We start from the raw sequence: 24120 nt of genomic DNA on the forward strand, positions 1-24120 counted from the left end.
TAACGTAGCAACGCCAACTGTGCGGGTTGTAGTTTCGGTCGCGGCTGTCATGTTATTCACATTGATAATATTAAATACCATTAAAAATATTAAATCAAAAGCGGTTTTTGCCTTGGGAGTAGCGCCGTTCGTCAATTTCTCTTGAGCTTTGAAGAAGCCGGCGCGCGGATCTCGTGCACTCAGCGGGACGCAGCTTCGAACGCACTCGCTATGTCCAACTCTTATGGTTTCATCCGCTTCGCGATCAGGTCGGCGAACTCACCCAGATTCCGCGCCGCCTCGACCTCGCCAACGCGAAATCGGACGCGAAACTTCTGCTCGACGGCGATGACGAGCGAGATCTGCATGAGCGAGTCCCACTCATCGACGTCCGCCGCCGAGAGCTCGGGGGTGGCCGCGACCTTCTCGAGGAAGATTCCGTCGAATACTTCCTGCAACTTCGCCAATATTTCAGCCTGCTTCATAAGCTCTCCGGGCAACATCTATCTTTGTCGAACGCACCTGATACTTCCTCACCTCCAGCTCGAACTCTTTTCGAGTTGCGGAGTCTTCCGTGCGCGCGAAACCAAACTCCTCGTAAACTTCCGCGACGATACCGTTCTTGGTTGTCGGAAGATAAATGCCGCGCACTGTCGTGCAACCGGCCACCTCTGCGAGTCGAAAAATCTCATTCATGATCTCGTCCTCGACCTGGCGCTTCAGCACGCGGCAACTCATGAGCCACGTATCGAGAACGAAGACGCCGCCATCGACCTTTGCAATGACTACGGAGATGAGCCCGGAATCACCGAACTTGTCCTCGAGCCGCATCGTGAAGCACCGGTAGTCCGGCCTTCCCAGCAGTGCCTTGATCTCAGTCTCGGACCGACGCGTCGTCGTCAGGTTGAACTGGTTGCTGCGCGCGATCAGCTGGGCGATGCGAGGAACGTCGAGCGAATCGAATTCTTTGATCGTGCCTCGCATCTCAAGCGAGGCGAGGTAGGCAGGCATGTCGGTGACGCTCGCTGCGAGTTCTGCGCGTCGCCGTTCTTGCCTGTACTGCGCAGTCCGTTCGAGATCCTCCTCGGTGACGGTCCGTGGCTCGAAATGACGTCCGGCCTGGATGCGAACGATGAATTCGGCGGGGTCCGGCCCGAGGAGTACACCTGTCACCAACGGTTGAAACTGGCGCACGATCTCGATTTCCGCCGGGTTGTCGTCGGCAAACACGAAGCTGTCCAGGCCAAGGCGGAGTTCCTCCGCGATTCTCTGCAGGTTGTCGGACTTCGGGTCCCAATTGGCTTTGAAGGCCGCGAAATGCTCGAGCCGGACAACCATCTCAGGATGCTTCTCGAATACCTCGATTGCGCGTGCATGATCGTTCTTGCTGCATACCGCAAGCAGGACGCCGCGTTGGGAAAGTCCAAGCAGGTATCTCTGGAAAGCCTTGAACGCTTCACCACGGGGGGACGAGTCGCCAAGTTCGATTCCCTCGATACCGTCCTCCGCGATCACGCCGCCCCATAGCGTGTGATCGAGGTCGATCGCCAGGACCTTCTTGGGACTCTGCTTCCGGGAGGCGATCAGGTGGCTTAGCTCTTGCGCGATGTCGACGAGAAAGTCAGGTGAGCCGAGCTGCTTCGATTCATACCACGCTCGCGCATCCGCCGCGGCTGAGATCCCTCGCCGCGCCGAGAGGAACTCGACGTCGCAGATCTGCACCTCAGCTGGGGCCCGAAGCCCGAGCTCGAGATTGACCGCCTTTCGGAAACTCCAGTCGGTGCCAAGCGTGCGTGAACGAAACGAGCCGAGATCGAGGTCGCCGGGCAGCGCAAGGTTGGCGAGGATCGCCGCCGCGCCGGAGCGCGCGGTGAAAGTCCGCGCGAGGTTGAGGAGGTGCTCAGCGGCGCAGACTGCGGCTTCGCGCTGATGTTCGACGGCATCGAGGAGCGAGCCGGAAAACCGGCAGTGGCTCGCGTTCGGCAGTATGAAGGCGAGATCCGGCCTGAAGGCGTACAGTGAGCTCGAGCCGTCTAGAATCTCCGAGACGAAATTATCGTACTCGCCGAGGAAACGTTCGCACTCGATTCCACGAATGGCCAGGAGATGTTCAACCAGTTCGTGCAACGGATAAAGGTTGTAGCCGCCTATCAGGGCGAGGCGGAGTCTTGGCTGGAGGCTTCCGGGTGCATAAAGCTTCGTCTTTTTTCGAAGCGTCGACAGAAAGAACAGCTCGGAGAAGCTCGTCGCTTGCCGCGAGCGGGCGACAAGATGCCCCCAGAACGTGGCATCGCCTGACAACGCCAGGGACTTGAGTTCGGCATCATTGATGGGCCGGTCCGGCACGGGTACTGCAGCTAGAATGGCGAGCCTCCATTCAGGACAGCGACATCATGTGATTGTCCCCTACATTAAATGATGATATGGCTTGGGTCAATTAAATGAATTTAAAGCGCAAATTAAGGTACAATAAATAGATGATGGTGCATATCAGGCCGGAGCCGGTGAACCCAAGTACGCCTTCCACCAAAGCTGAGAATCTGAAGCGGCTTCCCGCAGGAAACAACCTGCTTCTCCGAGAACTTCGGCTGGAGGACTCCGCGCAAGTCATCGCCTGGCGGAACGATCCCGTTCTCGGCAAGTTCCTGACCCGCGAGAAGCTGACCTTGGCTCAGCAGGAAGAGTTTTTCCGGAACTATCAGGCGAGGGTCGACGATTACTATTTCATTGCCGAATTCAAGCGCTCGAAGAAGCCGGCTGGCAGCATCGCGCTTGCGAACCTGGATTTCGCGGCGGGACAGGGCGAAGTTGCGCGGTTGATCGTTGATCCTGCCGCGCGCCTTTTTCTGGCAGAGATGTTCGACCTTCTACTTGAATTCGCATTCGAGCAGCTGGGGCTTTCGGCCGTCGTGGCCAATGTTCAAGGCAGGAATAAAGCCGCGAAGAACTTTCATATTCGCCTCGGCTTCCAAACTGAAAAGGTTGCGCCGAAAGCTTGGTGGAACGGCGACGACGTGATTACGTTTCGGATGTCGCGCGCAGACTATCCACGGCTAAAACAGGTCTGGTCCGCGCTGCTCCTCGATGCACGAGAAGGTTAAACTGTTGGAGCAACCAGCCAGATTCCGTTCGACGCCGCCCGTCTCCCTAGGCTGCCAGGGAAGGGAGGAGCAGCGCATGGATTTGCACTTTCATCACGTGGGAATGGCGTGTCGAAAGATCGTGGCGGAGCTGCCCGAACTCGCGGTCGTTGGCTACAGTCCTGAAGGCCCCATGTTTGAGGACCCTATCCAGCAGGTTCGGATTCAGTTTGTGTCGGGCGGCGGTCCGCGCCTGGAGCTCATTGAGCCGACCGGCGCACAATCGCCGGTGGCGGGTATCTTGAAGCGCGGCAGCAAATTCTATCATCTTGCTTACGAGGCGGCTCGCTTCGACGACGCGATCGCTTGCTTTAGGGCGCAGCAATATCTTCCTGTATCGTCACCCGCGCCGGCGGTTGCGTTCGACATGCGCCGCATAGTGTTTCTTGCCTCCGCCACGCTCACGCTCGTTGAGCTCATCGAGGCGAGGACCTAGCGCGAATTGGCGATTGATCCCGATGCTGGGTAACGATTTGCGCGAGTCCGTCAGACGACACAGCTCTGCTACGCCGAACCCATTCAGCAGCGCGCAGGCCGCCGGCCTGCAGTCTCACGACCGGCTCGGGGCCGAGGTCGGACAGCAGAATGCCCATGTGCCCCAGTTCCGGAGGCGTTGTTGGCCAAACACCCAACCCGCTTGCTGACAATGCGGTTCGATCCATGTCGCCCCAAAACTGCACGACAATGGCGCCAGGGGGCGCGCACGCAACGAGGTGAGCTGCTTCAGCCGAGCCGATGCGAGGCTCAGCCGCCGGTCGCAGCGCAACGATGATTGCGTCCCATTGGTCATGATACAAGGTCCGGACGTCCTCGAAGACGACCACGCTCGCTCCGGAGCTCACGAGACCGGAGCGAAGCGAGCCAATGAAGTCGTTGTCGCACAGCAGGGCAATGCGATTCTTGTAAGCGGATAAGCCGCTATCGTGCAGTTGCTTCACGCACAGCGGACCGAGGAACGAGAAGATATCGACTGACGGGTGACGTTCGTTCACGCCGACGATTGGAATTCCGCGCCGCAAGCATGCGTCCATGTCGAGGTCCTCGGAGCGAAATTCCCAGGCCTCGAACATCAAGGCGATGACGGCCTCCCTCGGTAGCTCATCAATAAGCGAAGCGGTAAGAGGCCGAAGATGGCCGCTGTTGGTTACGATATCCGTCTGATGGATGATATCGAGGGTGATCTGCTCCAGGATCTCGATGCGATGGGCCACGCCGACGGAATCTGCGAGCTTGAGGGTCTGGTCCCTGGCTTCAGCTGAGGTGCCGTGCTGCGTAGTTTTCGTAAAGGCATAGACGTGCCTGGCTCCGGCCATCGCTGCGAGAACGGCCGTCACGGCATACGCCCCGGTCGCAGCCTCGGTGAGAACCGTCAGTTCCGAAAGGTCTAAGAGAGTTTCGGTGAGGGCGCGGCTCATCAGGGCGCCCAAACGTGGCAATGAGAAGCCTGGTCGGAAGGTGGCGTCGAGGCGAGACCGCAATTGGCCGAATGCTGCACCGGACTCGGCCCCGATCATGAATCGCCTCTCGTTTTCGCCAGTTGGGAAAGCGGCCGTTTGGGCGCATGTGCGGCGACTGCTCTAGCCCCGTTCTGTGCCGAAGCGGCGGCTAAAGAGCGATATCGCATCATTTAATGCAGTTGAAATTACAATAGTTACAAACGCGCCCTGTGCATATAATGCGTTCGGTATAAGTGCCTCTGGATCTCGCTTTGCGCGGGACTTCACCGATGTCGTGACGGATGCTGGCATGCAATAGCACTCGAGGTGTCGTTTGCGGGGAATTTAAAATTCGAGATTAACATATTTAACTTGCGGCGCATCCAAATCCGCTTATTTTCTGTCCTCGACCATTGCAGGGAAAGCGCCGATGAATCCACTCGACTCCAATAGTGAAGACCGTCGTGAGTTCTTGAGGAGCTGCGGAAAGTTTGCCGCCGTGACTCCTCCCGTGATGACGCTGCTGCTTTCGACCTCTCTGACCTCAACCGCCATCGCTAGTTCTGGCGGAAAACTTGTGCAGGGCAACAATGGCAAGGGCAACCGTGGTGGCGACGGCAGTCCTAACGGGAAAGAAGATAGCACTCGCTAGAGTGGCGCCCGCGGCCAAGTCCTGAAGGCTGCCGCGTTGACCGCCCGAGGTTCAGCCGGCCCGGCGGCGCCGTTGTGCGGACGAACGGTCGATCAGGAGATCGTTCAGCTTCTTGCCGGCGCGAAGCTGCGCCTTCAGCCATCGAGGCTGCTTACCACGGCCGGACCAGGTTTCGGACGGGTTCTTAGGGTTCTGATACTTCGGTAGCACGGGAGGGTAGGGGCGACGTGCACGCCCCTCGTTCTGCCCCCCGGCCTTCCCCTCAATCCTGCGAAGCCGCTCTTCAAGCTTGGCTTTTTCCGCGGTCATCCTTCGACTGAGAACAGCCGTGACCTCATCATAGAGCTGCCACAGCTCTGCTGTGGTCATGGATCCCCAGTCCTCATTCCCCATGGAAGCCGTCCCCACTACCTCCGAACCAAATCAGGAGGGGGATTATCAGGTCAAACCGGGGTCCGGCAAGCACGATCCACTCGCGCAGCTTCGTGAGTTGTGCAACGCGGTAATGGAGTTACCGGCTGAGGCTGTACCTCCGAACGAGCGGTCGCTTCCCCCGCCCCCGGGCTCGTCGTTTCGGCGCAAGCAATCGGTGCTCGGCCTTCAACACGCGGTTACGCAAGTTCTGCAATTCAGTGAATTGAACGATGAGAGCCTGATGAGTTTGACGCAAAACTGCTGAAGAATACATGTGACCACCTACTCATTGCCAACGATGCCCTCCATGACCGCTCATTGAAGTTGCTGAATTACGAAGATGCAGCTCCAATTTGGGTGACCGGTTTTCATCGCTGCTACACTGGCTGCGCGACGCAGCCGTTTTTACCCAGCTCGGCCTTGGTGAATAGTATTACTTTTCCTCCTTTCAGAAGCGCGGCTTGTTGAACGGTCTCGCGTTCGTCGAAATTTCGTCGAATGTTAGATTTGAATCGTGAATGACCCAATATATCGTTGGTAATAACAGTGCCACCCTAGTTAATTGAATGTTGACCATCATAACACAGCAGTCTATCCCCGCGCCGATGACATTCTTTGGGAGAATTTGCTGATTGAATCTATCAGACGTTGTCGTAAGAACGCCGGTTTAGTCGAGCTTGCGGCCTCGAATCTTGACCGCATTCTTACGGTGCTGCGCATACTTGCCCATCAAGTTACGGTGGCGCGGTCGCCGAATGTTGGGCTGTCATGGTTTTGAGGCAGTGTGACGTTGTGGCCGAGCGGACTGGTCATCCTCGCGTTTCGAAGAAATTGTTGGATTAAACGGCTGCACGGGGGGTTTTTAGCGATAGGCAGGGGAAGCATGCACCGCACCAGAATTGTCATCGCGGACCGACATCCGATCGTTTTGCAAGGGATCAGGAGCGTTCTTGCAGCGCAGCGCGATTTTGCGATCGTTGCGTCCTGCAGCGATGGTGCAAGCTGCAACGAGGCAATCCGACTTCTTGTGCCGGACGTCGCGCTTGTCGATGCTGCACTGCCCGATGTAAGCCGGCAGCAGATCCTCGCTCCTGCGAACGCCTCAGGCCCAGCTCCCGCGGTGGTCTTTTTCGCCGGTATCGCGGCCGATTGTGAGTTGCAAAGGCTAGCCTTGAGCGGCGCCTGCATCGTCCTTTCGAAGGATTCTGATGCCGAGATCCTGGTTTCAACCCTGCGGAAAGCCGCCCAGGGCCAAGCAGCGGCCGCGCCGGGCGCCTGGCAAGCCAATGATGAGGCGCACCCCGATAAGAAGCCCCTGGCACAACTGACCGACCGGGAGCGGCAAATCATGCGGCTCGTGTCGGAGGGCCTTTCGAACAAGGAAATTGGACGTCGGTTGAACCTTGCCGACGGCACGATCAAGGTCCACCTTCATCATATCTTCCAAAAGCTGGACATCAGCAATCGCACGGTTCTCGCGGCATTGGCGATTTCGCGAAACGAACTACATGCCACGTCACGTGAGATGGATTCCCCCGATCTGTTGCGTCAGGATCCGGCGGGCGTGAAATGACCGGGGGGCGTCTGGCTTTCTCCGGAGTGCGCGGGGGTTATCGTGGCGCCAGATGCCCAGCCATGTCGCTGCAGGCCCCTTCGGCCTCTTCTAACGTTTGAAAGGGCGAACCGCCGATCTTGATTGCGGCCTGGTTTTTGTGGAGCGGACGCCAACTCGCCAAATAGCCGGCGCGGCCATGAAAGCCGGGGCCTCTCGGGCTTCCGAAGCTGATCACGAACGAGAAGCCCTCGCTGGTTGCGCTCCAGATCTCCATGTCGCGGACAGACCGGTGGAATTGCAGTGGCATCGTCATCATCCGTTGCAATCGAGCCCTGCGCTCGACGTCCGTTAAAACGCAAATTAATCATATTAAATGGCGAGCGCAACTCCGAAGCTGCGCCCGAAAGGCCAGGAAGTACAGGAACGAGTACGGAAATTGCCACGATCAATTGACAGCGCACGTCAAGCAACGCCACTCGCATAAAGAAAATTATCGGTTGAAAATACATTTAATGTATAATACCATAAATTAATATTTTAAACCGAGGAGAGCGTATTGTGACCCGGGACGGCAACGAAGATGACGACCGGCGGGCGTTCTTGAAAACCTGCGGAAGATTTGCGGCCGTCACACCCCCAGTGATGACTCTGCTTCTATCCACTTCCCTGACCTCAAGAGCCATTGCAAGCTCGGGGGGCCTGCGTGGAGTGACGCAGAAGGACGGGAGGCAATCGTCGTTCTTCGATAACGACCGGTCGTCCGTATCGGGACCGGGGAGCTCCAGCGGCGGGTCAACAGGGGGCGGGGGAGCCCCTGGCGGGGGCTCTGCTAAATCATCTCGCGCCGGAGGAGGGGCAGCCGGCGGCGGATCCGGCAGTAGCGGCGGGTCTGGTGGTGGCGGAGGCAATGCGAAAGGGCCTTTCGCAACTGGCGGCGGCTCTGGAATTCCAAACGCACAAGGTGGGCTCGATTGCGCAGAAGAAGATGAGGAAAAGCGCAAGGTCGATTGCCCTGGAGTTAACACGAGGATATCGAGTGCGACTGAATCCGGCGGATAGCCGTGTTCTCAGCCCATGCGTGAGCCTGCGGGCCGCCGCATGGTTTGGCAGGGCTTGATCTTCCTGCCATGCTTAAACGTCCGGGCGACTGATCCCTTGTTGCACGGCCGCAACGCCCGTTTGGGCTGCAAACCGTGCCAAATGTTAGTGTGATGTGTCGAATTACATAGTTTTCCGGGCCTATCGATAGCGACTTTTCCTTAAGACCTCGATCGGGAGGCCTGTCATGAATACCCGCGTTGGAGCTGAGAGTCCTGCGGTGCTGCTTCGAGAACGTCTCGATGCGCTGGTCGCGCAGCTCGCGGAAGTTGAGAAACTCAGAGAGCGGGTAGGTCGGGAGGAGAATCTTCAGCGCAAGCTGCGTAAGGCGGGTGGTGCCAATAACCCAGCTCGGACCGCGGGTGGGCCTTCCGGCTTTGCACAGGCAAAGCTCATGGCCATACCGCTTATTCGCAAGAAGTCGGGCTGTTGTGACGAGCGTCCCAAGGCGAATGGATGACAGGAATTTTCGTCCATTGTTCGCTTCTGCCGGGAGCCGGCCGCAAAGTCGAAAAAAATGCCACGCAGAATCGGACGTTTGCAGCGACTGAGCTTCGCGCGGTTGGCCGGATGGCGCGGGCACATGCGGGTGGTTCGCGAAAACGAACTCGTTCTAAGAGCCTGTCCCGGCTATTCGACTGCCAGGCGAGCGGGAGGCGCTCCGCGCTGGAGGCCTATGAACGAGCCCGACCGTGCTCTGCGAGACGATCCGATCGATTCTGCGGCTCATGACCTTGTAGCATTCGCATGCCATGGCTTCGAGCCGCGGCCGATCGATTTCAAGCTGGCCACGTCGATTGGATCTTAGCGCTCTCGATGTCCGCATTGTGCTCACGACATGTGTGACGGTGGTGCGGCGGACGCCCAGCAATTCCGACAACGTTTCTTGGGTCAGCGGGAGGAGATCGCTGCCATTTGCCCGATCGTGAATGTGAAGCAGCCAGCGCGCCAAGCGGGATTCGACGGAATGTAATGCGTTGCAGGCAGCCACGTGCTGGAGTTGCGTCAGCAACGATCTCGTGAACACTTGCACCATCGCTGCGACGGCGGGGCTGCAATGTTGCGCTGTCAGGAATTGCGCGGGCGAGATCTGCAGCGCGGTCCCGGCGATGCGAGCAATGGCCGTCACGGGCGAGTGGGAGGCGCCAAGCGCTGATGTCAGACCCACAGCCCCTTCATGGCCCACTATCGTCGTGGCGACCGTCTGCCCGTTCGGCAGCTCCATGATAGTGGCTATCGCGCCGCTCAGAGGGAAGAGAAGATGTTCGATCCGATCGCCTGATCGGACGAGCACCGTATCGCGCTCGATCCCGATCTTCCGCAGATGAGGTGCAAGCAAAGCAAAATCCGCCGGCGGCAACGCTGCTAACAACCGATTACCAACCCTGGTCGCGTGGTCCATCATGGGATCAACCCCCGACGGATGCCCGGCGCGAGGACTCATGCCGGCTTGTTGAGTTGCTCTCTTGCGTGCAGCTCAACGGCAGTTAACTTGCAACCACAGATATGGTTCCTGCGAAGAAGGCCGAGCATGCGTTGGCCTGCAGATCGCACCGCGAGGCTGTGCCTCCGACTTCGACTTCAACTTGCGCTGATGCAGACCTGTCGCGGACGCACAATTAAAGCGATCAACTTGCCGATGACAGCCTGCGCGGGGGCTGAACAGCATCTCAGCCACCGATCGTTTCTCCGAACAGCTGTTCGGCTGCGAGTGGTGAAGCGCCAGGTGCGGATCGCGAGCGCGCTCTGAAAGTTTCGTCTCAGGGATCGAACGCTGTTGGATGACGGCTGTGACCCGGTCGAACGCCCACTCGAAGCACAGCATGGCGTCGCTCCGTTCGGCAAAATGAACACATTCGGCAAATGCGCGCATTTCCCGCCTGAAAACTTGCGATTTTAGGTATGGTTAAACTAATTAAATCTCTTTCTTTATTCGATTAGTTGTATTTTAATGCCCTCGCTCGGCCTCGGCTATATGCCGAAGGACATAGACGGCCGGCTCAAGGCAGGGTCCATGTTAGACACATCTGCGAAACAGGGGATATTTAAGCGCACCCGGCTCGTGATCGCAGACCGACAGCCGATCGTTCTGCAGGGGCTTAAGTCGGTACTCGGGGCACAGCCGGATTTCGACGTTGTCGCCTCGTGCAGCGACGGGACAAGCTGCATCCAAGCGATCCGGAATTTGGCACCCCACGTTGCTTTTCTTGCTGACACGCTGCCAGATCTGACGGCATCAGAGATTCTCGCCATTGCGGAAGCTGAGCGCCTACCCACGCGCCTGGTGTTCTTTACCGATTCCGAGACGGACCGCGATCTAACCTCGGCCATCGCTGCTGGCGCGTGTGATGCAATCGCGAAGGATCTCGCACCGGACGCTATGCTGCGATCGCTGCGACTGATGACGAAGCGTAGCTTTTTGGAGCAGTCCGATCTCACGCCAACCGCCGAGGAAACCGACAGCAGCAAAATCGAGAACCTACTGGAGCTATTGACGCCGCGCGAACGTCAAGTTGTACGACTTGTTTCAGAAGGAATGTCGAACAAGGAGATCGCGCACCAGCTAAACGTTTCCGATGGAACCGTTAAAGTACACCTGCACAACATATTTCAGAAGCTTGAAATAACCAACAGGACGGTGCTCGCCACCCTCGCATTGCTGCAACGCCCGTCCGGGTTCGGAATGCTCTCGCTGGCTCTCCTGGCGGTCGCCATTGCGGACGAACTCAAAGCGTCGGAGGCAAACGACATGCTTCCGCATGACGACAGCACCGGCCCCGCGGTGGAGTATGCCGAATATGAGCTCTGGAAGCGAGCTATCCTCCGTCACGCCATCGTCGCGGATTCCGACGAAAAGCCGTCGCTCACTCAGAGAGGCGTTCTTGTCGGGGCGAGCCAAATCTCGACCGCGGCATCGGCAATGGAAGCGCCTCGCACCGCTGAGCAATCCGCAGGCTCGAAATCGTGGAAGGACTACAGTTCTGTTGGATCAAGCACGCCCGATTTGGCCATACCATCCCTGCGAGGAATGAACGACGCGAAGATTGGAGGTGACTCCACCGCGGAACATCTATTCTCGCGGCTGACATCCAATCCGACGTTGATTCACGGAGGGTATGGTACTTTCGCCACTCTCACCGGTGCGTTGATCTACACACTCAGCGATCCCCATTTGGCATTGCTGTCGCATGACCCGGCCAAAGCGCCGCTCGACAGCTTCGTGGACGTTACCGGATACAATGCGGCCACCAAACTGGCTGCGATCACCAATGCCGACGATCATCATGTAGACGATTCAGTCCCGGGTTTCCTTGCGCAGGCTTCTCGCCTGCCTTCCGCGTTTGTGGCCGCTGAAAACGAAAGCGCCGCCGGAGAAGGTACTCGGGGCCACTCGAGTGATGGTATCGTAGGGGAGACTCTCCAAAAACTTGCCGGCCTCGTGCACTTCAGTCACGATGCCGGCAGTAGCGGATATAGCCATGATCAGCTGATGGGCGGCAACGTCGCTGAAAACGTTGTTCATCGCGACCCGACCGATTCCAGTTCTACCTCTTCCGATTCTGTCTTCAACTTCGCGTCTGGGCCGAGCAGGATCAATCTTGCGGCTTTCGGAGCCCTTGCCAGGCTTCATATGACAGCAGCAAGCAAGTCCATACCGCCACACACCGTCGCTTGGATCTTCAACTCCACAACCAATGAAACGATCGTCTATGTGAATGCGACCGATCGTGTTCTGGAGATCGGAGACGGCGACCTGTTGGAAATCCATCTGCAGGGGATTGTATCCATCGCAGAATCGGATGTCGTCGGCCAGCCGACAGCCGCGGCGGCCGCTCTCACCTTGGAGCAGCTCGAAGAAGCGCTGACATCCGTGATTGCAATCGAAGCTATTCTGAGTACCGACAGTGCCCATGCAAGTATCGGGACGAGAGAGAGCACATTCGGGATCGCTGGAGTTTGGGACAGTCTGGCTGATGCCGACTTGAGGACTGAATTCGCGCCGGCCCGCACAACGGAAGAGAGCGTCGATGGGACCGAGGGGGCGGCTCGCATGTCACCGATCGTGCTTGCTCATGCTGCAGCGGTAACGGAAGTTGAAAGTCTTACATTGAAGGGTCAGCGGAACGATGCAGGCACCGGCCCCAGCATCGCAGCGGCCGGTAGCGCGGGCGGCAGTAACTCACAGCATGTTCTGGAGCCATGGCCTGCAAAGGAAACAGGTGCGGAGCAGACGGACGGTGGCTTCATACCTGGGAGTGATGTCGGTGATGAGAACGAGCATCAATCCCCGGCTTCGGACCCTTCGGGAAAGTCAGGGAAGACGGCAGAAACAGGCAGCGCGGAACATGGCAAGCCGGTGCATTCAACCTCTAAAAACGCACCGGAAGCAGCCGATTTTGGTGAATCGAGCCTCGCGACAGCGCACAGGGACGACCGCGAAGGGACGCAGCACGCTCCCGAGCAAATGTCTGCAATGGCCGGCGCCAGAGATGCGGCCGACGTGAAGTCCATACCGGGCAATCGCGCTGGCAAGGACAACGCGCATGAATCTCCGGCTTCGGACCGTTCGTCAGGGTCAGCGAAAACGGTCGAACCAGGCGGCCTGGACGACAGCAACTCGCACGCGTCGGAGCGAGGGTCGGCAAAGGCCACGGAGACGGCCGAAGCGAAGTCCATGCCGGGCAATCGCGCCGGCAAGGACAACGCGCATGATCCACTGGCTTCGGACGATTCGTCGGGGTTAGCGAAAACGGTCGAACCGGGCGGTCTGGACGACAGCAACTCGCACGCGTCGGAGCGAGGGTCGGCAAAGGCGGCCACGGAGACGGCCGAAGCGAAGTCCATGCCGGGCAATCGCGCCGGCAAGGACAACGCGCATGATTCACTGACTTCGGACCGTTCGTCAGGGTCAGCGAAAACGGTCGAACCAGGCGGCCTGGACGACAGCAACTCGCACGCGTCGGAGCGAGGGTCGGCAAAGGCAGCCACGGAGACGGCCGAAGCGAAGTCCGTGCCGGGCAATCGCGCCGGCAAGGACAACGCGCATGACCCACTGGCTTCGGACGATTCGTCGGGGTTAGCGAAGACGGCCGAACCAGGCGGTCTGGACGACAGCAACTCGCACGCGTCGGAGCGGGGGGCGGCAACGGCCACCGAGACGGCCGAAGCAAAGGCGACACCGGGCAATGGCCTCGGCAATGACAATGAGCATCATTCCTGGACTCTGGCCGATGCGCCTGGGCCAGCGAAAATGGCAGAGCCCAGCGGCATGGAGCAGAGTAACAAATGGGGGCACTCGACCTCTGCTCACGGCCGGAAGGCTGACGAAAGTGTTGCAACGGCCGGTAGCGCGGATCGCGGTAGTACGCAAAACGTCGCGGAGCCGGAGCATGTAAAGGCGACAACCACCGAGTTGGCTGAAACTGTCTTCATGTCCGAGATGAGTGTCGGCGATGGCGACAATCATCGTGCATCGAACGCAAGCGCGTCGGCAGCAGTGGCCACGGCAAAATTGGTTGACCTGCAGCACAGTAATTCAGGATACAATTCACATTCGTCACACTCGACCTCCGCAAAGGCATCAGCAGCAGCCGAGATTGCCGAATCGAGCGCCACAAAAGGCGATAGTGCAGGGAACGGAAACTCGCAGCACGCTGCGCAACCTGCTGGAATCGCATCGGAGGCCGCACAGCCGGCTAAAGCTGCGTTCGAGGCCGGCGGCGCCGATCGAGAGCGGGTGTTCCGCTTCGACAGCGACGCAACTCCTTTCACTCCCATCGTCACGATTGAACCTAGAGAGGTCCACATTCCGCTCGATCCACGCGCCAAGCCCGGTCAGGCGGCCAACCTCGATATCCTCGTCAAAATCCTGCCCAACGGACTGGATGATCCCGCGGCCAACCATGGCAATAACGGTCCCCATCACGCCCCTGTAGCTGCGCATCATGACCTGCTGATTTGAAATGTTGCATTGTCTCGCGAGCAGGACGCAGGGCCGATGTTGAACAGCTTGCTCCGTATACTGGTCGGTTGATATGCGGCCTGGATCCTTGAGTGGCCGGCCGTGGGACCAAACCGTGCCGTGGGACAGCGCGATCTCTCGAAAAACGCCACCCGACAAGACGCGCCTTGGGTGGCCTTCCTGAAAGATATTCTTAGACTTGAAATGCCCCTTATGCATTGATAGTCCTCGATAACTCATTGAAATCACAGAAAATGCGACCGCCCTCCGAGCGCACCACCTTCATTTTGTAGCTTTTCTGGGCGGGGTTCGCGCTGCACGCCGCGATTCGGAACCAAAGCCCTCGCCCCGCATTCGCAACTGGTCGCCGAATGCGCTTGAAGGTGGAGGACGATGAGGGACGCTATGGCCGATGTTGCCGAGATCCGCGGCGCCGTTCACTTGTGCATCGACATGCAGAACATTTTCGCCCCCGATGGCCTTTGGGCGACGCCCTGGATGGAGCGGGTGCTGCCGACGATCGTCTCGGTCGTTGCGCGCCATGCGGAGAGAACGATCTTCACACGCTTCATCACCCCGCAGAATCCCGAGGATCGCCCGGGGCAGTGGCAGAGTTATTTCCGCCGCTGGCGCCAGGCGACGCGCAGGCATCTGCCGTCATCGGCTCTGGAGCTCGTGCCGGCCTTGGCACGTTTCGTTCCGCCGGCGGCAATGATCGACAAGCCGGCCTATTCCGCGTTCAGCAATCCCGGTCTTGCGAGCCTGCTGGTCGAGAAGAACGTCGGCACCGTCGTGATATCGGGCGCGGAGACGGACGTCTGCGTGCTCTCGACGGTCCTGAGCGCCGTCGATCTCGGCTTCAGGATCGTCATCATCGAGGACGCGCTGTGCAGCTCGTCCGACGTCGGCCACGATGCGCTCATGACGATGTACCGCACCCGCTTCCACGGCCAGGTCGACCTGATGACAGCAGAAGAGCTGGCCGAGGTCTGGCGGGAGTAGGCTCCCGACGTCATTGAGCCGCGCAAGGTCCTCGCGTCCCACGAGGCGGATCAAGCAACCGCGACGTCTGCCGCCACCGGTCTCGCATGCGGCGGCCGAGCATCGTCCGCGCCGGACCGCATGCTCAGGTAGGTTGGGTCGAAGCCGGCGAGCCGGACCAGCCCCGGCCAGTCCGCGATGGTCAAGGTCTTGCCCTGCCATTGCAGCAGATGGCAGCGGCGCAGCTCCTGGATGGTGCGGTTGGCATGGACCGGGGAGATGCTGCAGGCTGCGGCGAGGTCGGACTGGGTGAAGGGCGAGGACAACCTGAAATCCCGGGCAAGCCCGACGGTTTGCAGCCGCACCGTGATCTCGCAGAGCAGATGCGCCACGCGCGTCAACGCGTCCCGGCTGCCGAGATTGACCGTCCAGTTGCGCTGAATGGCGTGATCGGCAAGCAGCATCAACAGCAGGGCGTGCGACATCGCCGGAGAACGCGCCGCGAGCTCGCGAAAGAAGCGGTGCGGTACGAGCGCGACGATTGCGGAGCCGAGCGCGGTCAGATTGCCCTCGATGCGTGGGCGATACAGGCTTTGCAGGTTGGCGATGTCGCCGGGCACGCAGATCGCGGTGATCTGGCCATCTGCGCTTTCGTCATTCTGCCAGGACAGATATCCCTGGAGCACCAGGCAGCATTGCGTTGCCTCATCGCCGTGCCGCAGGATGGTCTGATGCCCGCCGAAATGCGCGATGCTGCTCGGCATGTCCGCCAGCAGATCGAGATGTTCCGGGGTCAGTTCGACGAGGCTCGTCAGGCGGTCGGCCAGCCTCGAGAAAGCAAATCCTGCCTGCATTTGATCTCCGACGGCCCCCATCGGCTCCAAGTGTGGCCTATAACGACGGCGGAAAGCATTAACGTTTGATAGGTTCGTCTGGAGTATCGGCGAGGCAGCAGGCCGCTTGCCGATACAAGATCCTCACGTTCAATTGACGTTGTCGCCGAGCATGTTGCGGACGCCTGTGGTCACGGCGGCGAGGCCGCGCGTGCCGTGCATCAGCGCGATCTCGCCCTGCTGCTCGTGGCGGATGGCGTGCGCCATGATGCGCAGCCGAGGGTCGCCGCGGCTGTGCCACATCTGGTCGGCCATCCTGACCGCACCGCGGTGATGCCGACTCATCGCCTCGACGAACAGCATGTCGAACTGGTCCGGTGGCGCGGTCTTGACCTGGCGCATCTCGGCCGGCGTCAGGAAGCCCGGCATCGCCGCCCGCTCCTCGGTGCTGCAATCGGGCATCTCCGTGTCGAACCAGCTCAGCCACCAATTCTCGAAGATCCGGTTCTCTCCGCTCTGGCTCGCGACCATCAGCATTGCGAGCTTGCGCAGATGCGGATCCTGCGCGCGCTCGGCAGCCGTCCGCGCCAGCTCGATGCCCTGGGCATGATGCGTTGTCATGTGACGGATGTAGGCCTGGTCTTGATCCCTGTCGCGGCCCATCCACGGCAGCTCGTAGCCATGACCGCCGAACAATGCGACCGCCCCAAGTAGCGCAATCACGGCCAACGCGCCGGTCGTCCACATGTTGGTGAAGCGCACGTCGCGCGCCGGCGCAAGCCCGCGTCGCCAGCGCAGGCGCGCGAACAGGGGATACATCACGGCCGAGGAGCCGTGGACCAGCAGCCCGATCCAGTAGGGTTGTTGCAGCGTGAACAGCGGTTGCCAGAATGGAAACAGCGGCACCAGCACGAACCATTCCATGCCCGAGGAGAACACGGCCCAAGGCAGCGCCAGCAGCAGGATCGTCATCGGCCGCAAGTCGGCCGTCCAGCGTCCGAGCACGCCGAAGAAAACCAACGCCCAGGAAAAATCGGCCCATTGGTGAAAGGCGATCCCGGCCAGGATCGCGCTCCAGGATGGCTCGGAGCTGATCGCCCAGTCGCGCGCAGGAATTGCGGCGACGGTCATCCAGTCGACCGCCGCATCGCGGCCGATGCGGGCAGCGAAGAGCTGGCTGACGATGGTCGAAAAAGTGCTGCTGATCAGGCCGAGTGCGGCCGCGGCAATCCAGCGCGAACGCCGCCGCTCGCCAGTGGTGCGCCGCGCCTCACTCGTGAGTGCTGGTCGCGGCTCCGCGTTCACGTCAGCTGCTTGAGCTTCTTCAGCGGATTGAGTTCGCTCGGCTTGTCCTGTTCGTCGCGCCCGCGCTCGGCCTGCGCCTTGCCGTCATCGTGCAGATCCTGGTCGCCGATGATCTCGCCGACGGCCTGCTTGGTCTTGCCGGCGATCCGCTGCTGCAGACCTTTGGTCTTGCCCATGAGCTGCCTCCGATATGTCCTGCCGTGGCTCACGCCGCTACCCCGGCGCCTGAAGGGGCGTGGGCGCCGGGGCTGCGGTCTTGCAAATTGCTTCCGGCGGCGGGGGGAGACGCCGGAAGCGTTGTTCAGACTCTTCGCGACGCGGATGGTTCCTCCTGACGTCACCGAGGCTCGAGCGCGATGATCACGCCTTCGTTGCCCCGGAGCAGGATGGACGCATCCGGCACCGGCTCGGGAGGCCGATCCAGCTGCGTCGACATCAAAAGACGGCCGCGACCTTGCCAATGGAATTTCCGCGGTTCGGCCGCGAGATTGAGCGCCACCAGGATTTCGTTACGGCCATCCTTCCGCTTGTACGCCAGGACATCGTTCTGCGACCGCAACGGTTCGTAGCCGCCCCGTTGCAGGCCGGCATGCTCGCGCCGCAGCGTCATCAGCGCACGAAACAGAGCGAGGATCGAGCGTTCGCCGCGCTGCTGTGCGGCGACATTGGCCGCACCATCGGGCGGCTCGAGCGGCAGCCATGGGCGGCCCGCCGTGAAGCCGCCGTCGGGGCTGTCATCCCACCGCATCGGTGCGCGTTCGGGATCGCGGCACAGGCCGTAGCCGGGCACGAGCTTCTCGAAGGGATCGCGGACGCGGCCAGGCGGGATCGGCACACGCTTGCGGCCGATCTCGTCGCCCATGAAGAAGAACGGCGTTCCCCGCAGCGTCATCAGCAGCATCGCCAGCACGCGCATCTGCGCCTCGCCGATCTTGCTCGCGATCCGTTGCTTATCATGGCCGCCGATGACCCAAACCGGCCAGCCATCGTCGGGGATGGCGTTGAAATAGGCGTCGATCGTGGCCTGCAGCGAGAGGGCGTCCCATTTGGAATCGAGCAGGGCGAAGTTGAGCGGCAGATGCAGGCGCGGCCGGTCATTGCCGTAGAAGTGGCCGATGCGATCGGTCTTACCCTGGACCTCGCCGCACAACATCCTTCCAGGATAGGCGTCGATCACCTCACGGATGAACTCGATGCAATCCATCGTCTCGGGCCGGTCATCGGTGAACACGGGTGTGTGCCGCTGCGGCGGCGGCTTGCCCTCTGCGTTGGGGTTCGACGGATTGTCGCGCAAGAGCCGGTCCTTGATCAGGACCGCACTGGCGTCGACGCGAAAGCCGTCGACCCCGCGGTCGAGCCAGAACCGCATGGAATCGGCGACCGCGGCGCGCACTTGCGGGTTGCGCCAGTTGAGGTCGGGCTGCTCCACCAGAAAGGAATGATAGTAATATTGCCGGCGCGCCTCGCACCATTCCCAGCCGCTGCCGCCGAACCGGCTCAGCCAGTTGTTGGGCGGCCCGCCGTTCTCGGCCGGATCAGCCCAGACGTACCAATCGGCTTTCGCGCTGTTGCGCGAGCTTGCGCTCTCGACGAACCATGCATGATCGTTCGCGGTGTGATTGGGGACGAGGTCGAGGATAAGCCGGATGCCCGCAGCGTGCAGCGCTTCGAGCACGCGATCGAACTCCTCGAGGCTGCCGAAGGCGGGATCGATCGAACAATAGTCGGAGATGTCGTAACCGAGGTCGCGGAAGGGGCTTTTGTAGATCGGCGTCAGCCACACCGCGTCGACGCCGAGCCATTTCAAATAGTCGATGCGTGACATCAATCCGGCAAGGTCGCCCTTGCCGTCGCCGTTCGAGTCCTGAAATGAGATCAGCGCGATCTCGTAGATGACGGCGGATTCCCACCACACAGCTTCGTCACGGGACTCGACGCTCATCACCTTGCTTCACCTCGTTTGTCTCGGCATGTGTCTTGGCATGGGCCGCGATCTGCCTTGCCGCAGTCCGGGCGCTCTCGATGCCCTTGGGAAAGCCGCTGCGGTTCGGATAGAGCTTGCGCCGCGCATCGCGCGGCGGACGGCGCGGCTTGGTGTCCTGGGCCGCACGGTAGTCGAGCACGGCGATGCCGCCGACCATCAGCAGCGCCAGCGCGATATTGCCCTTCTTGGGATTGTCCGACGTCAGTCCGGACAGCAGCGCGGCGGCATCGAGGCCGTCGCCGCCGACGCGGGCCCACAGGCCGGCGTTCTTGTCGACGGAGAGTGACATGATCCCGGCGAGGATCTCGCGCACGCCGAAGGCGCGGACCAGCGTCTCATGGCCTTCCATGCCCAGCGTGCGCGTGACGCGCCTCGGCGCGAACAATTCGACGACGCCGAGGCCGATGCTGAACCAGCCGAGTGCGCGCGCGAGCTGGTCCGCCGGCTGCTTCAGGCTCGGTCCGCCCTCGACGATCTTGGGGTCGCCCTTGGTGCGGACGATGTTGGAGAAGTGAAACATAGCTGGCTCCTTCAGGGCTTCAGCACGACCTTGACGCAGGAATCGCGTTTGTCGCGAAACACCTGGTACATCTCCGGCCCCTGGGCGAGCGGGACGGTATGGGTGATGACGAAGGACGGATCGATCTCGCCCTCTTCGATGCGGCGGAGCAGGTCGTCGGTCCAGCGGTTGACGTGGGTCTGGCCGGTCCGCATCGTCAGGCCCTTGTTCATGAAGGCGCCCATCGGGAGCATGTCGGACAGGCCGCTGTAGACGCCTGCGACCGAGATGATGCCGCCGGGACGGCAGACATAGATCATCTCGCGCAGCACGTGGGGCCGGTCGCTCTCGGCCATCACCATCTGCTTGGCACGGTCGAGCAGGGTGTCGGGCTGAGACGGCATCACATGCGCCTCCATGCCGACGCAATCGATGCATTTTTCCGGGCCCTTGCCGTCGGTCAATTCCTGGAGCCGCTCCACCACGCTCTCGGTCTCGAAATTGATCGTGGTGGCGCCGCCGGCTTCCGCCATGCTCAGCCGTTCGGGCAGGCAGTCGATCGCGATCACCTGGTTGGCGCCGAGCAGGATGGCGCTGCGGATCGCCATCTGCCCGACCGGGCCGCAGCCCCAGATCGCGACAGTGTCGGTCGGCTCGATGTCGCATTGCACGGCCGCCTGCCAGCCGGTTGGGAAGATGTCGCTGAGGAACAGCAATTGCTCGTCGGGAATGCCCGGAGGCACCTTGATGTGCGTGGCATCGGCAAAGGGCACGCGGAGATATTCGGCCTGGCCGCCCGGATAGCCGCCGGTCAGATGCGTGTAGCCAAACAGGCCGGCGGTGGTGTGTCCGAACACCTTGTCGGCCAGGTGGCGCTTGCGGTTGGTGGTCTCGCACACCGAGAAATTGCCGCGCTTGCACTGGTCGCATTCACCGCAAATGATCGTGAAGGGCACCACGATCCGGTCGCCCTTCTTCAGCTTGCCGTCGACGCCGGAGCCGACCTCGACCACTTCGCCCATGGTCTCGTGGCCCATGATGTCGCCGGGCAGCATGCCCGGAATGAAATTGTGGAAGAGATGGAGGTCGGAACCGCAGATGGCGCAGCTCGTGACCTTGATGATGGCGTCGCGCGGGTCCTGGATCTCGGGGTCGGTGACCGTGTCGCAGCGAATATCTTCCTTGCCGTGCCAAACCAGCGCCTTCATCTTCCGTCCTCTCGGCTGAACCAGTTGGCACTTAAGTCCAGGAATGAACGATGGTTGCTAATCGACGTGCATTTCTTCGCAAGCGCACCCGATAGGAACGAGATGGCGGCGGCGCGATTGGGCGTCATCATCCTCCTCTCAAGGACCTATGCCATGCCCGCCAATCAACTCGCCGTCGTCACAGGCGCCTCCACCGGCATCGGCCTGGAACTCGCAAGGTGCTGCGCGCAGGCCGGGTTCAACCTCGTCATCGCGGCGGACGAGCCGCAGATCGAGCGGGTGGCCGTCGATCTGCGCCGGCATGGCGGCAGCGTGGAGCCGGTCGAGACCGATCTCGCCACCACCGAGGGCGTCGACAAGCTCTGCGACGCCATCAGTGACCGGCCGGTGGATGCGCTGCTGGCCAATGCCGGAATCGGCCTCGGCAAGGCGTTCCTGGACCAGGACTTTGCCAGAGTGAAACACCTCATCGACACCAACATCACCGGCACGCTGTATCTGATCCACCGCGTCGGCAACGAGATGCTCCGCCGCAAGGCCGGCCGCATCCTGATCACCGGCTCGATCGCCGGCTTCATGCCCGGCAGTTTCCAGGCCGCCTACAACGCCAGCAAGGCGTTCCTCGATTCATTCTCGTTTGCGCTGCGCGAGGAATTGCGCGACAGCGGCGTCACGGTGACATGCCTGATGCCGGGTGCGACCGACACCGAGTTCTTCCGCCGCGCCGACATGATGGACACCAAGGTCGGCACCGAGAAGAAGGATGGCGCCTACGACGTCGCCAAGGCCGGCTTCGACGCCATGCTGCGCGGGGAGGCCGACATCGTCACCGGGCTGAAGAACAAGATCCAGACCACGGTCGCCAATGTCACGCCGAACGAGATGCTGGCCAAGCGGCATCGCAAGTTGGCCGAGCCGGGTACGGCAAGGTCGTGAGCTGAAGTTCGCCGCAAGCCCCGCGACCAACAGCCGCCCAACGAAATGCTGGACAAGGCGCGGCGGCTGATTCACATAGCCTAATGCGCTGGGTTCGCCGCCAGGCCAGACTGCATTCGTCAGGACGGGGCTGTAATGGCGATGGACCGCGTTGAAATAGCCTTTGTGGCGACCGCTATTACAGGTTTCCTGGTGATGATGGCCGCGATCGTCTGGATGATGCTGAGCTGATGGGGCAGGAGGCAGTCTTGCGGATCGCTCTGCCCTATGCGGCAGTCATCCTTTGCCTGGCGGTGACCGCCTGGCTCGCATTCGCGCATCTGTTCTGATCGTAGTCGATCGTCGTCAGCTTCCAGGCTCAACGAGCAGCGCCGCGAGCTGACGCGCCATCTTGGCAAGATCGATCGGTTTTTCAAAAAGCGGTACATCCTGAAATTCCGGTCCGACGGTGACCCTATCGTACCCCGTGGTGAACACGAACGGCACGTTGCGCGCCCTTAGTTCGCGAGCGACCGGAAAGATCCTCTCGCTGTGAATGTTCACGTCCAGGACCGCCGCATCCAGCGTGCTGCCGTCACGCAGGATCTTGAATGCATCCTCGATGTGCCCGGCAGGACCTGCCACCTCGGCACCCAGCGCCCGGAATGCCTCGCTGATGTCGTCGGCGAGGAAATACTCGTCCTCGACCACGAAAACCCTGCGCCCGGTGAAAGGCGCAGGCTGACCGGATGTTGTGCGCAACATCGTTATGATGCCTCAGCCTTCGCTTCGGCCCCGGAGGAACATAAAACGGGGCCCCGCCTTGATCCGAAACGATCAAATCGAAAACAGGTTCCATGAGCAACCGCGACATCATCGTGATCGGTGGCTCGGCAGGAGCGACCCAGCCACTGAAGCAGATCCTGAGCCGCTTGCCGCCGGATTTGCCCGCAGCCGTCTTCATCGTTCTGCACATTCCCGCGCAGGGCATCGGCATTCTGTCAACGGTCGCCAGGAGTGCCGGGCCGCTTCCGGTCCGCCAGGCCGAAAACGGCATGGAGATCGAGCCGGGGCAGATCTATTTAGCCGCCCCGGACCACCATTTGCTGCTGTCCAGGGATCGGGTGTTGCTCGGGCGCGGTCCGCGCGAGAACCTGGTCCGGCCGGCCATCGACGCCCTGTTTCGTTCCGCAGCCATGGCTTACGGGCCGCGGGTGATTGGCGTGCTCCTGAGCGGCTTGTTGTCCGACGGCGCGGCGGGTCTCAACGCCATCAAACGCTGCGGCGGGATGGCGGTGGTCCAGGACCCCACGGATGCCATCTCCGACGAGATGCCGCGGCGCGCGATGGAGGAGACCACGGTCGACCTCTGCGTTCCCGGCGCCAGTATGGGTGACGTCCTGTCCGAGCTCACCCGGGAGCAGGCCGGCGCGGCGCTGCCGATCCCGCCGGAGATCAGGCTGGAGGTCGAGATCGCGGCCGGAGACCGGATTGGCAGCGACAAGCTGCTCGCATTCGCCGATCCCGTCGCGCTGACCTGTCCGGCCTGCGGCGGCGTTCTGTCCGAGGTGAAGGAGTCGCGTCCGATGCGCTTCCGTTGCCAGGTTGGCCATGGATTCTCGGTCGATACGCTCGCCAAGGAGCAGGAGGGACGCGTCGACGAGGCCTTGCGTGTCGCCTTGCGCATCATCGAGGAACGGGCAGAGCTGGTCCAGCGCATGGCTGCCGACGGCCGGCGCAGCGGCCGGTCCGCGGTCGCCGAGATGTACCAGGCGAGGGCGGTCGAATATCGCGAATATGCCGATATGATCCGGCGGGTGGTGCTACAATCGCTCGATGCTCCCGGCCGCAAGCGGGAGACGTGAAGGGACTGCCATGGCCATCTCCGAACAAGCCCAGCAGCTCGGTGTCGAGCAGCGCCTTTTGGTCAAGGCCGACCGGGACATCGAAGAGGGCTCGCAGCGCATCCGCAAGCAGGAGGATCGTGTGCGCGAACTTCGCGCCGGCGGTCATGATACCCGCGAGGCGGAACGGCTGGTCGACGTGTTCAAGCAGAACCTTGCCGAGTGGGAGCGCCACCGCGTTCTGATCGCGCAGCGCATCACGTATCTGCAACGGCAGTTGGCTGCAGAACAGCCGGAAGCTGGTTGATGATCCCA

At 61.0% G+C, this 24120-nt stretch carries 23 protein-coding genes and 1 pseudogene; 11 read left to right on the top strand and 13 right to left on the bottom strand.

What is annotated here, in order from left to right; genetic code table 11:
- Positions 1 to 221: 221 nt before the first annotated feature.
- Positions 222 to 464: an acyl carrier protein gene (locus tag ABIA45_RS05785; RefSeq protein WP_271540833.1), complete on the bottom strand. Its 243-nt coding sequence runs from the start codon at positions 462 to 464 to the stop codon at positions 222 to 224.
- Positions 451 to 2325 (bottom strand): HAD-IIIC family phosphatase, encoded by a 1875-nt coding sequence (locus ABIA45_RS05790; protein WP_404651338.1) that lies wholly within the window; start codon positions 2323 to 2325, stop codon positions 451 to 453. The genes ABIA45_RS05785 and ABIA45_RS05790 overlap by 14 nt, the downstream gene beginning before the upstream one ends.
- Positions 2326 to 2456: 131 nt before the next feature.
- Here ABIA45_RS05790 and ABIA45_RS05795 point away from each other — a divergent pair, with 131 nt between their 5' ends.
- Together ABIA45_RS05795 and ABIA45_RS05800 are read left to right on the top strand one after the other, a co-directional pair.
- On the top strand, positions 2457 to 3080 hold the full coding sequence (locus ABIA45_RS05795; RefSeq protein ID WP_271540837.1) for a GNAT family N-acetyltransferase: 624 nt from the start codon (positions 2457 to 2459) through the stop codon (positions 3078 to 3080).
- A 76-nt stretch (positions 3081 to 3156) separates the two neighbouring features.
- Positions 3157 to 3555 carry a VOC family protein gene (locus ABIA45_RS05800; RefSeq protein WP_271540838.1) on the top strand — a complete coding sequence of 133 codons (399 nt, stop codon included), beginning with the start codon at positions 3157 to 3159 and terminating at the stop codon, positions 3553 to 3555.
- On the opposite strand, the gene ABIA45_RS05805 is transcribed toward ABIA45_RS05800, so the two are convergent.
- Positions 3536 to 4633, bottom strand: a complete 1098-nt coding sequence (locus tag ABIA45_RS05805; RefSeq protein WP_404651339.1) for a hypothetical protein — start codon at positions 4631 to 4633, stop codon at positions 3536 to 3538. The two genes, ABIA45_RS05800 and ABIA45_RS05805, sit on opposite strands and share 20 nt — an antisense overlap.
- Before the next feature lie 352 nt (positions 4634 to 4985).
- On the opposite strand from ABIA45_RS05805, the gene ABIA45_RS05810 reads away from it, so the two are divergent.
- Positions 4986 to 5207: a hypothetical protein gene (locus ABIA45_RS05810; protein ID WP_271540841.1), complete on the top strand. Its 222-nt coding sequence runs from the start codon at positions 4986 to 4988 to the stop codon at positions 5205 to 5207.
- 51 nt (positions 5208 to 5258) lie between these two features.
- Here the strand turns inward: ABIA45_RS05810 and ABIA45_RS05815 are convergent, their stop codons facing one another.
- The gene (locus tag ABIA45_RS05815; protein WP_404540547.1) at positions 5259 to 5576 is read right to left on the bottom strand and encodes an H-NS family nucleoid-associated regulatory protein; all 318 of its coding nucleotides are present in this window, start codon (positions 5574 to 5576) and stop codon (positions 5259 to 5261) included.
- A 928-nt stretch (positions 5577 to 6504) separates the two neighbouring features.
- On the opposite strand from ABIA45_RS05815, the gene ABIA45_RS05820 reads away from it, so the two are divergent.
- Positions 6505 to 7194, top strand: a complete 690-nt coding sequence (locus ABIA45_RS05820) for a response regulator transcription factor (RefSeq protein ID WP_404651340.1) — start codon at positions 6505 to 6507, stop codon at positions 7192 to 7194.
- 37 nt (positions 7195 to 7231) lie between these two features.
- Here the strand turns inward: ABIA45_RS05820 and ABIA45_RS05825 are convergent, their stop codons facing one another.
- Positions 7232 to 7483 carry a hypothetical protein gene (locus ABIA45_RS05825; protein WP_404651342.1) on the bottom strand — a complete coding sequence of 84 codons (252 nt, stop codon included), beginning with the start codon at positions 7481 to 7483 and terminating at the stop codon, positions 7232 to 7234.
- 335 nt (positions 7484 to 7818) lie between these two features.
- Between ABIA45_RS05825 and ABIA45_RS05830 the strand changes: the two are divergent.
- Both ABIA45_RS05830 and ABIA45_RS05835 read left to right on the top strand, forming a co-directional pair.
- Positions 7819 to 8079: pseudogene (locus ABIA45_RS05830) on the top strand (hypothetical protein); the annotation flags it as partial.
- 382 nt (positions 8080 to 8461) lie between these two features.
- The gene (locus ABIA45_RS05835) at positions 8462 to 8734 is read left to right on the top strand and encodes a hypothetical protein (RefSeq protein WP_404651343.1); all 273 of its coding nucleotides are present in this window, start codon (positions 8462 to 8464) and stop codon (positions 8732 to 8734) included.
- Between the two features lie 153 nt (positions 8735 to 8887).
- Here the strand turns inward: ABIA45_RS05835 and ABIA45_RS05840 are convergent, their stop codons facing one another.
- Positions 8888 to 9679 (bottom strand): Crp/Fnr family transcriptional regulator, encoded by a 792-nt coding sequence (locus tag ABIA45_RS05840; protein ID WP_404540553.1) that lies wholly within the window; start codon positions 9677 to 9679, stop codon positions 8888 to 8890.
- 546 nt (positions 9680 to 10225) lie between these two features.
- Between ABIA45_RS05840 and ABIA45_RS05845 the strand changes: the two genes are divergently transcribed.
- Positions 10226 to 14236 carry a LuxR C-terminal-related transcriptional regulator gene (locus tag ABIA45_RS05845; protein ID WP_404651345.1) on the top strand — a complete coding sequence of 1337 codons (4011 nt, stop codon included), beginning with the start codon at positions 10226 to 10228 and terminating at the stop codon, positions 14234 to 14236.
- Positions 14237 to 14629: 393 nt separating this feature from the next.
- Positions 14630 to 15238 carry a cysteine hydrolase family protein gene (locus ABIA45_RS05850; RefSeq protein WP_404651347.1) on the top strand — a complete coding sequence of 203 codons (609 nt, stop codon included), beginning with the start codon at positions 14630 to 14632 and terminating at the stop codon, positions 15236 to 15238.
- A 50-nt stretch (positions 15239 to 15288) separates the two neighbouring features.
- Here ABIA45_RS05850 and ABIA45_RS05855 read toward each other — a convergent pair whose 3' ends face one another.
- From ABIA45_RS05855 to ABIA45_RS05880, 6 genes are all read right to left on the bottom strand, one after another.
- Entirely contained in the window at positions 15289 to 16071 is a 783-nt protein-coding gene (locus ABIA45_RS05855; protein WP_271540053.1) for a Crp/Fnr family transcriptional regulator, read from the bottom strand.
- Positions 16072 to 16200: 129 nt separating this feature from the next.
- On the bottom strand, positions 16201 to 17355 hold the full coding sequence (locus ABIA45_RS05860; protein ID WP_404651349.1) for a DUF305 domain-containing protein: 1155 nt from the start codon (positions 17353 to 17355) through the stop codon (positions 16201 to 16203).
- The gene (locus ABIA45_RS05865; protein WP_027575113.1) at positions 17352 to 17531 is read right to left on the bottom strand and encodes a hypothetical protein; all 180 of its coding nucleotides are present in this window, start codon (positions 17529 to 17531) and stop codon (positions 17352 to 17354) included. Before ABIA45_RS05865 ends, ABIA45_RS05860 begins: the two co-directional genes overlap by 4 nt.
- Positions 17532 to 17692: 161 nt before the next feature.
- Entirely contained in the window at positions 17693 to 19297 is a 1605-nt protein-coding gene (locus ABIA45_RS05870) for an alpha-amylase family glycosyl hydrolase (RefSeq protein WP_404651351.1), read from the bottom strand.
- A complete protein-coding gene (locus ABIA45_RS05875; RefSeq protein ID WP_128265364.1) occupies positions 19278 to 19859 on the bottom strand; it encodes a hypothetical protein in 582 nt (193 codons plus the stop codon). Before ABIA45_RS05875 ends, ABIA45_RS05870 begins: the two co-directional genes overlap by 20 nt.
- Before the next feature lie 11 nt (positions 19860 to 19870).
- The gene (locus ABIA45_RS05880) at positions 19871 to 21046 is read right to left on the bottom strand and encodes a zinc-dependent alcohol dehydrogenase (protein WP_128265363.1); all 1176 of its coding nucleotides are present in this window, start codon (positions 21044 to 21046) and stop codon (positions 19871 to 19873) included.
- Between the two features lie 153 nt (positions 21047 to 21199).
- Between ABIA45_RS05880 and ABIA45_RS05885 the strand changes: the two genes are divergently transcribed.
- Entirely contained in the window at positions 21200 to 21982 is a 783-nt protein-coding gene (locus ABIA45_RS05885) for an SDR family NAD(P)-dependent oxidoreductase (protein ID WP_404540565.1), read from the top strand.
- A 345-nt stretch (positions 21983 to 22327) separates the two neighbouring features.
- On the opposite strand, the gene ABIA45_RS05890 is transcribed toward ABIA45_RS05885, so the two are convergent.
- A complete protein-coding gene (locus ABIA45_RS05890) occupies positions 22328 to 22726 on the bottom strand; it encodes a response regulator (RefSeq protein WP_404540568.1) in 399 nt (132 codons plus the stop codon).
- Between the two features lie 92 nt (positions 22727 to 22818).
- On the opposite strand from ABIA45_RS05890, the gene ABIA45_RS05895 reads away from it, so the two are divergent.
- Positions 22819 to 23826: a chemotaxis protein CheB gene (locus ABIA45_RS05895; protein WP_404651353.1), complete on the top strand. Its 1008-nt coding sequence runs from the start codon at positions 22819 to 22821 to the stop codon at positions 23824 to 23826.
- Between the two features lie 10 nt (positions 23827 to 23836).
- A complete protein-coding gene (locus ABIA45_RS05900) occupies positions 23837 to 24112 on the top strand; it encodes a hypothetical protein (RefSeq protein WP_404540573.1) in 276 nt (91 codons plus the stop codon).
- The last annotated feature ends 8 nt before the right edge of the window (positions 24113 to 24120 follow it).

Source organism: Bradyrhizobium sp. USDA 336, from assembly GCF_044908355.1.
Taxonomy (GTDB): Bacteria; Pseudomonadota; Alphaproteobacteria; order Rhizobiales; family Xanthobacteraceae; genus Bradyrhizobium; species Bradyrhizobium yuanmingense.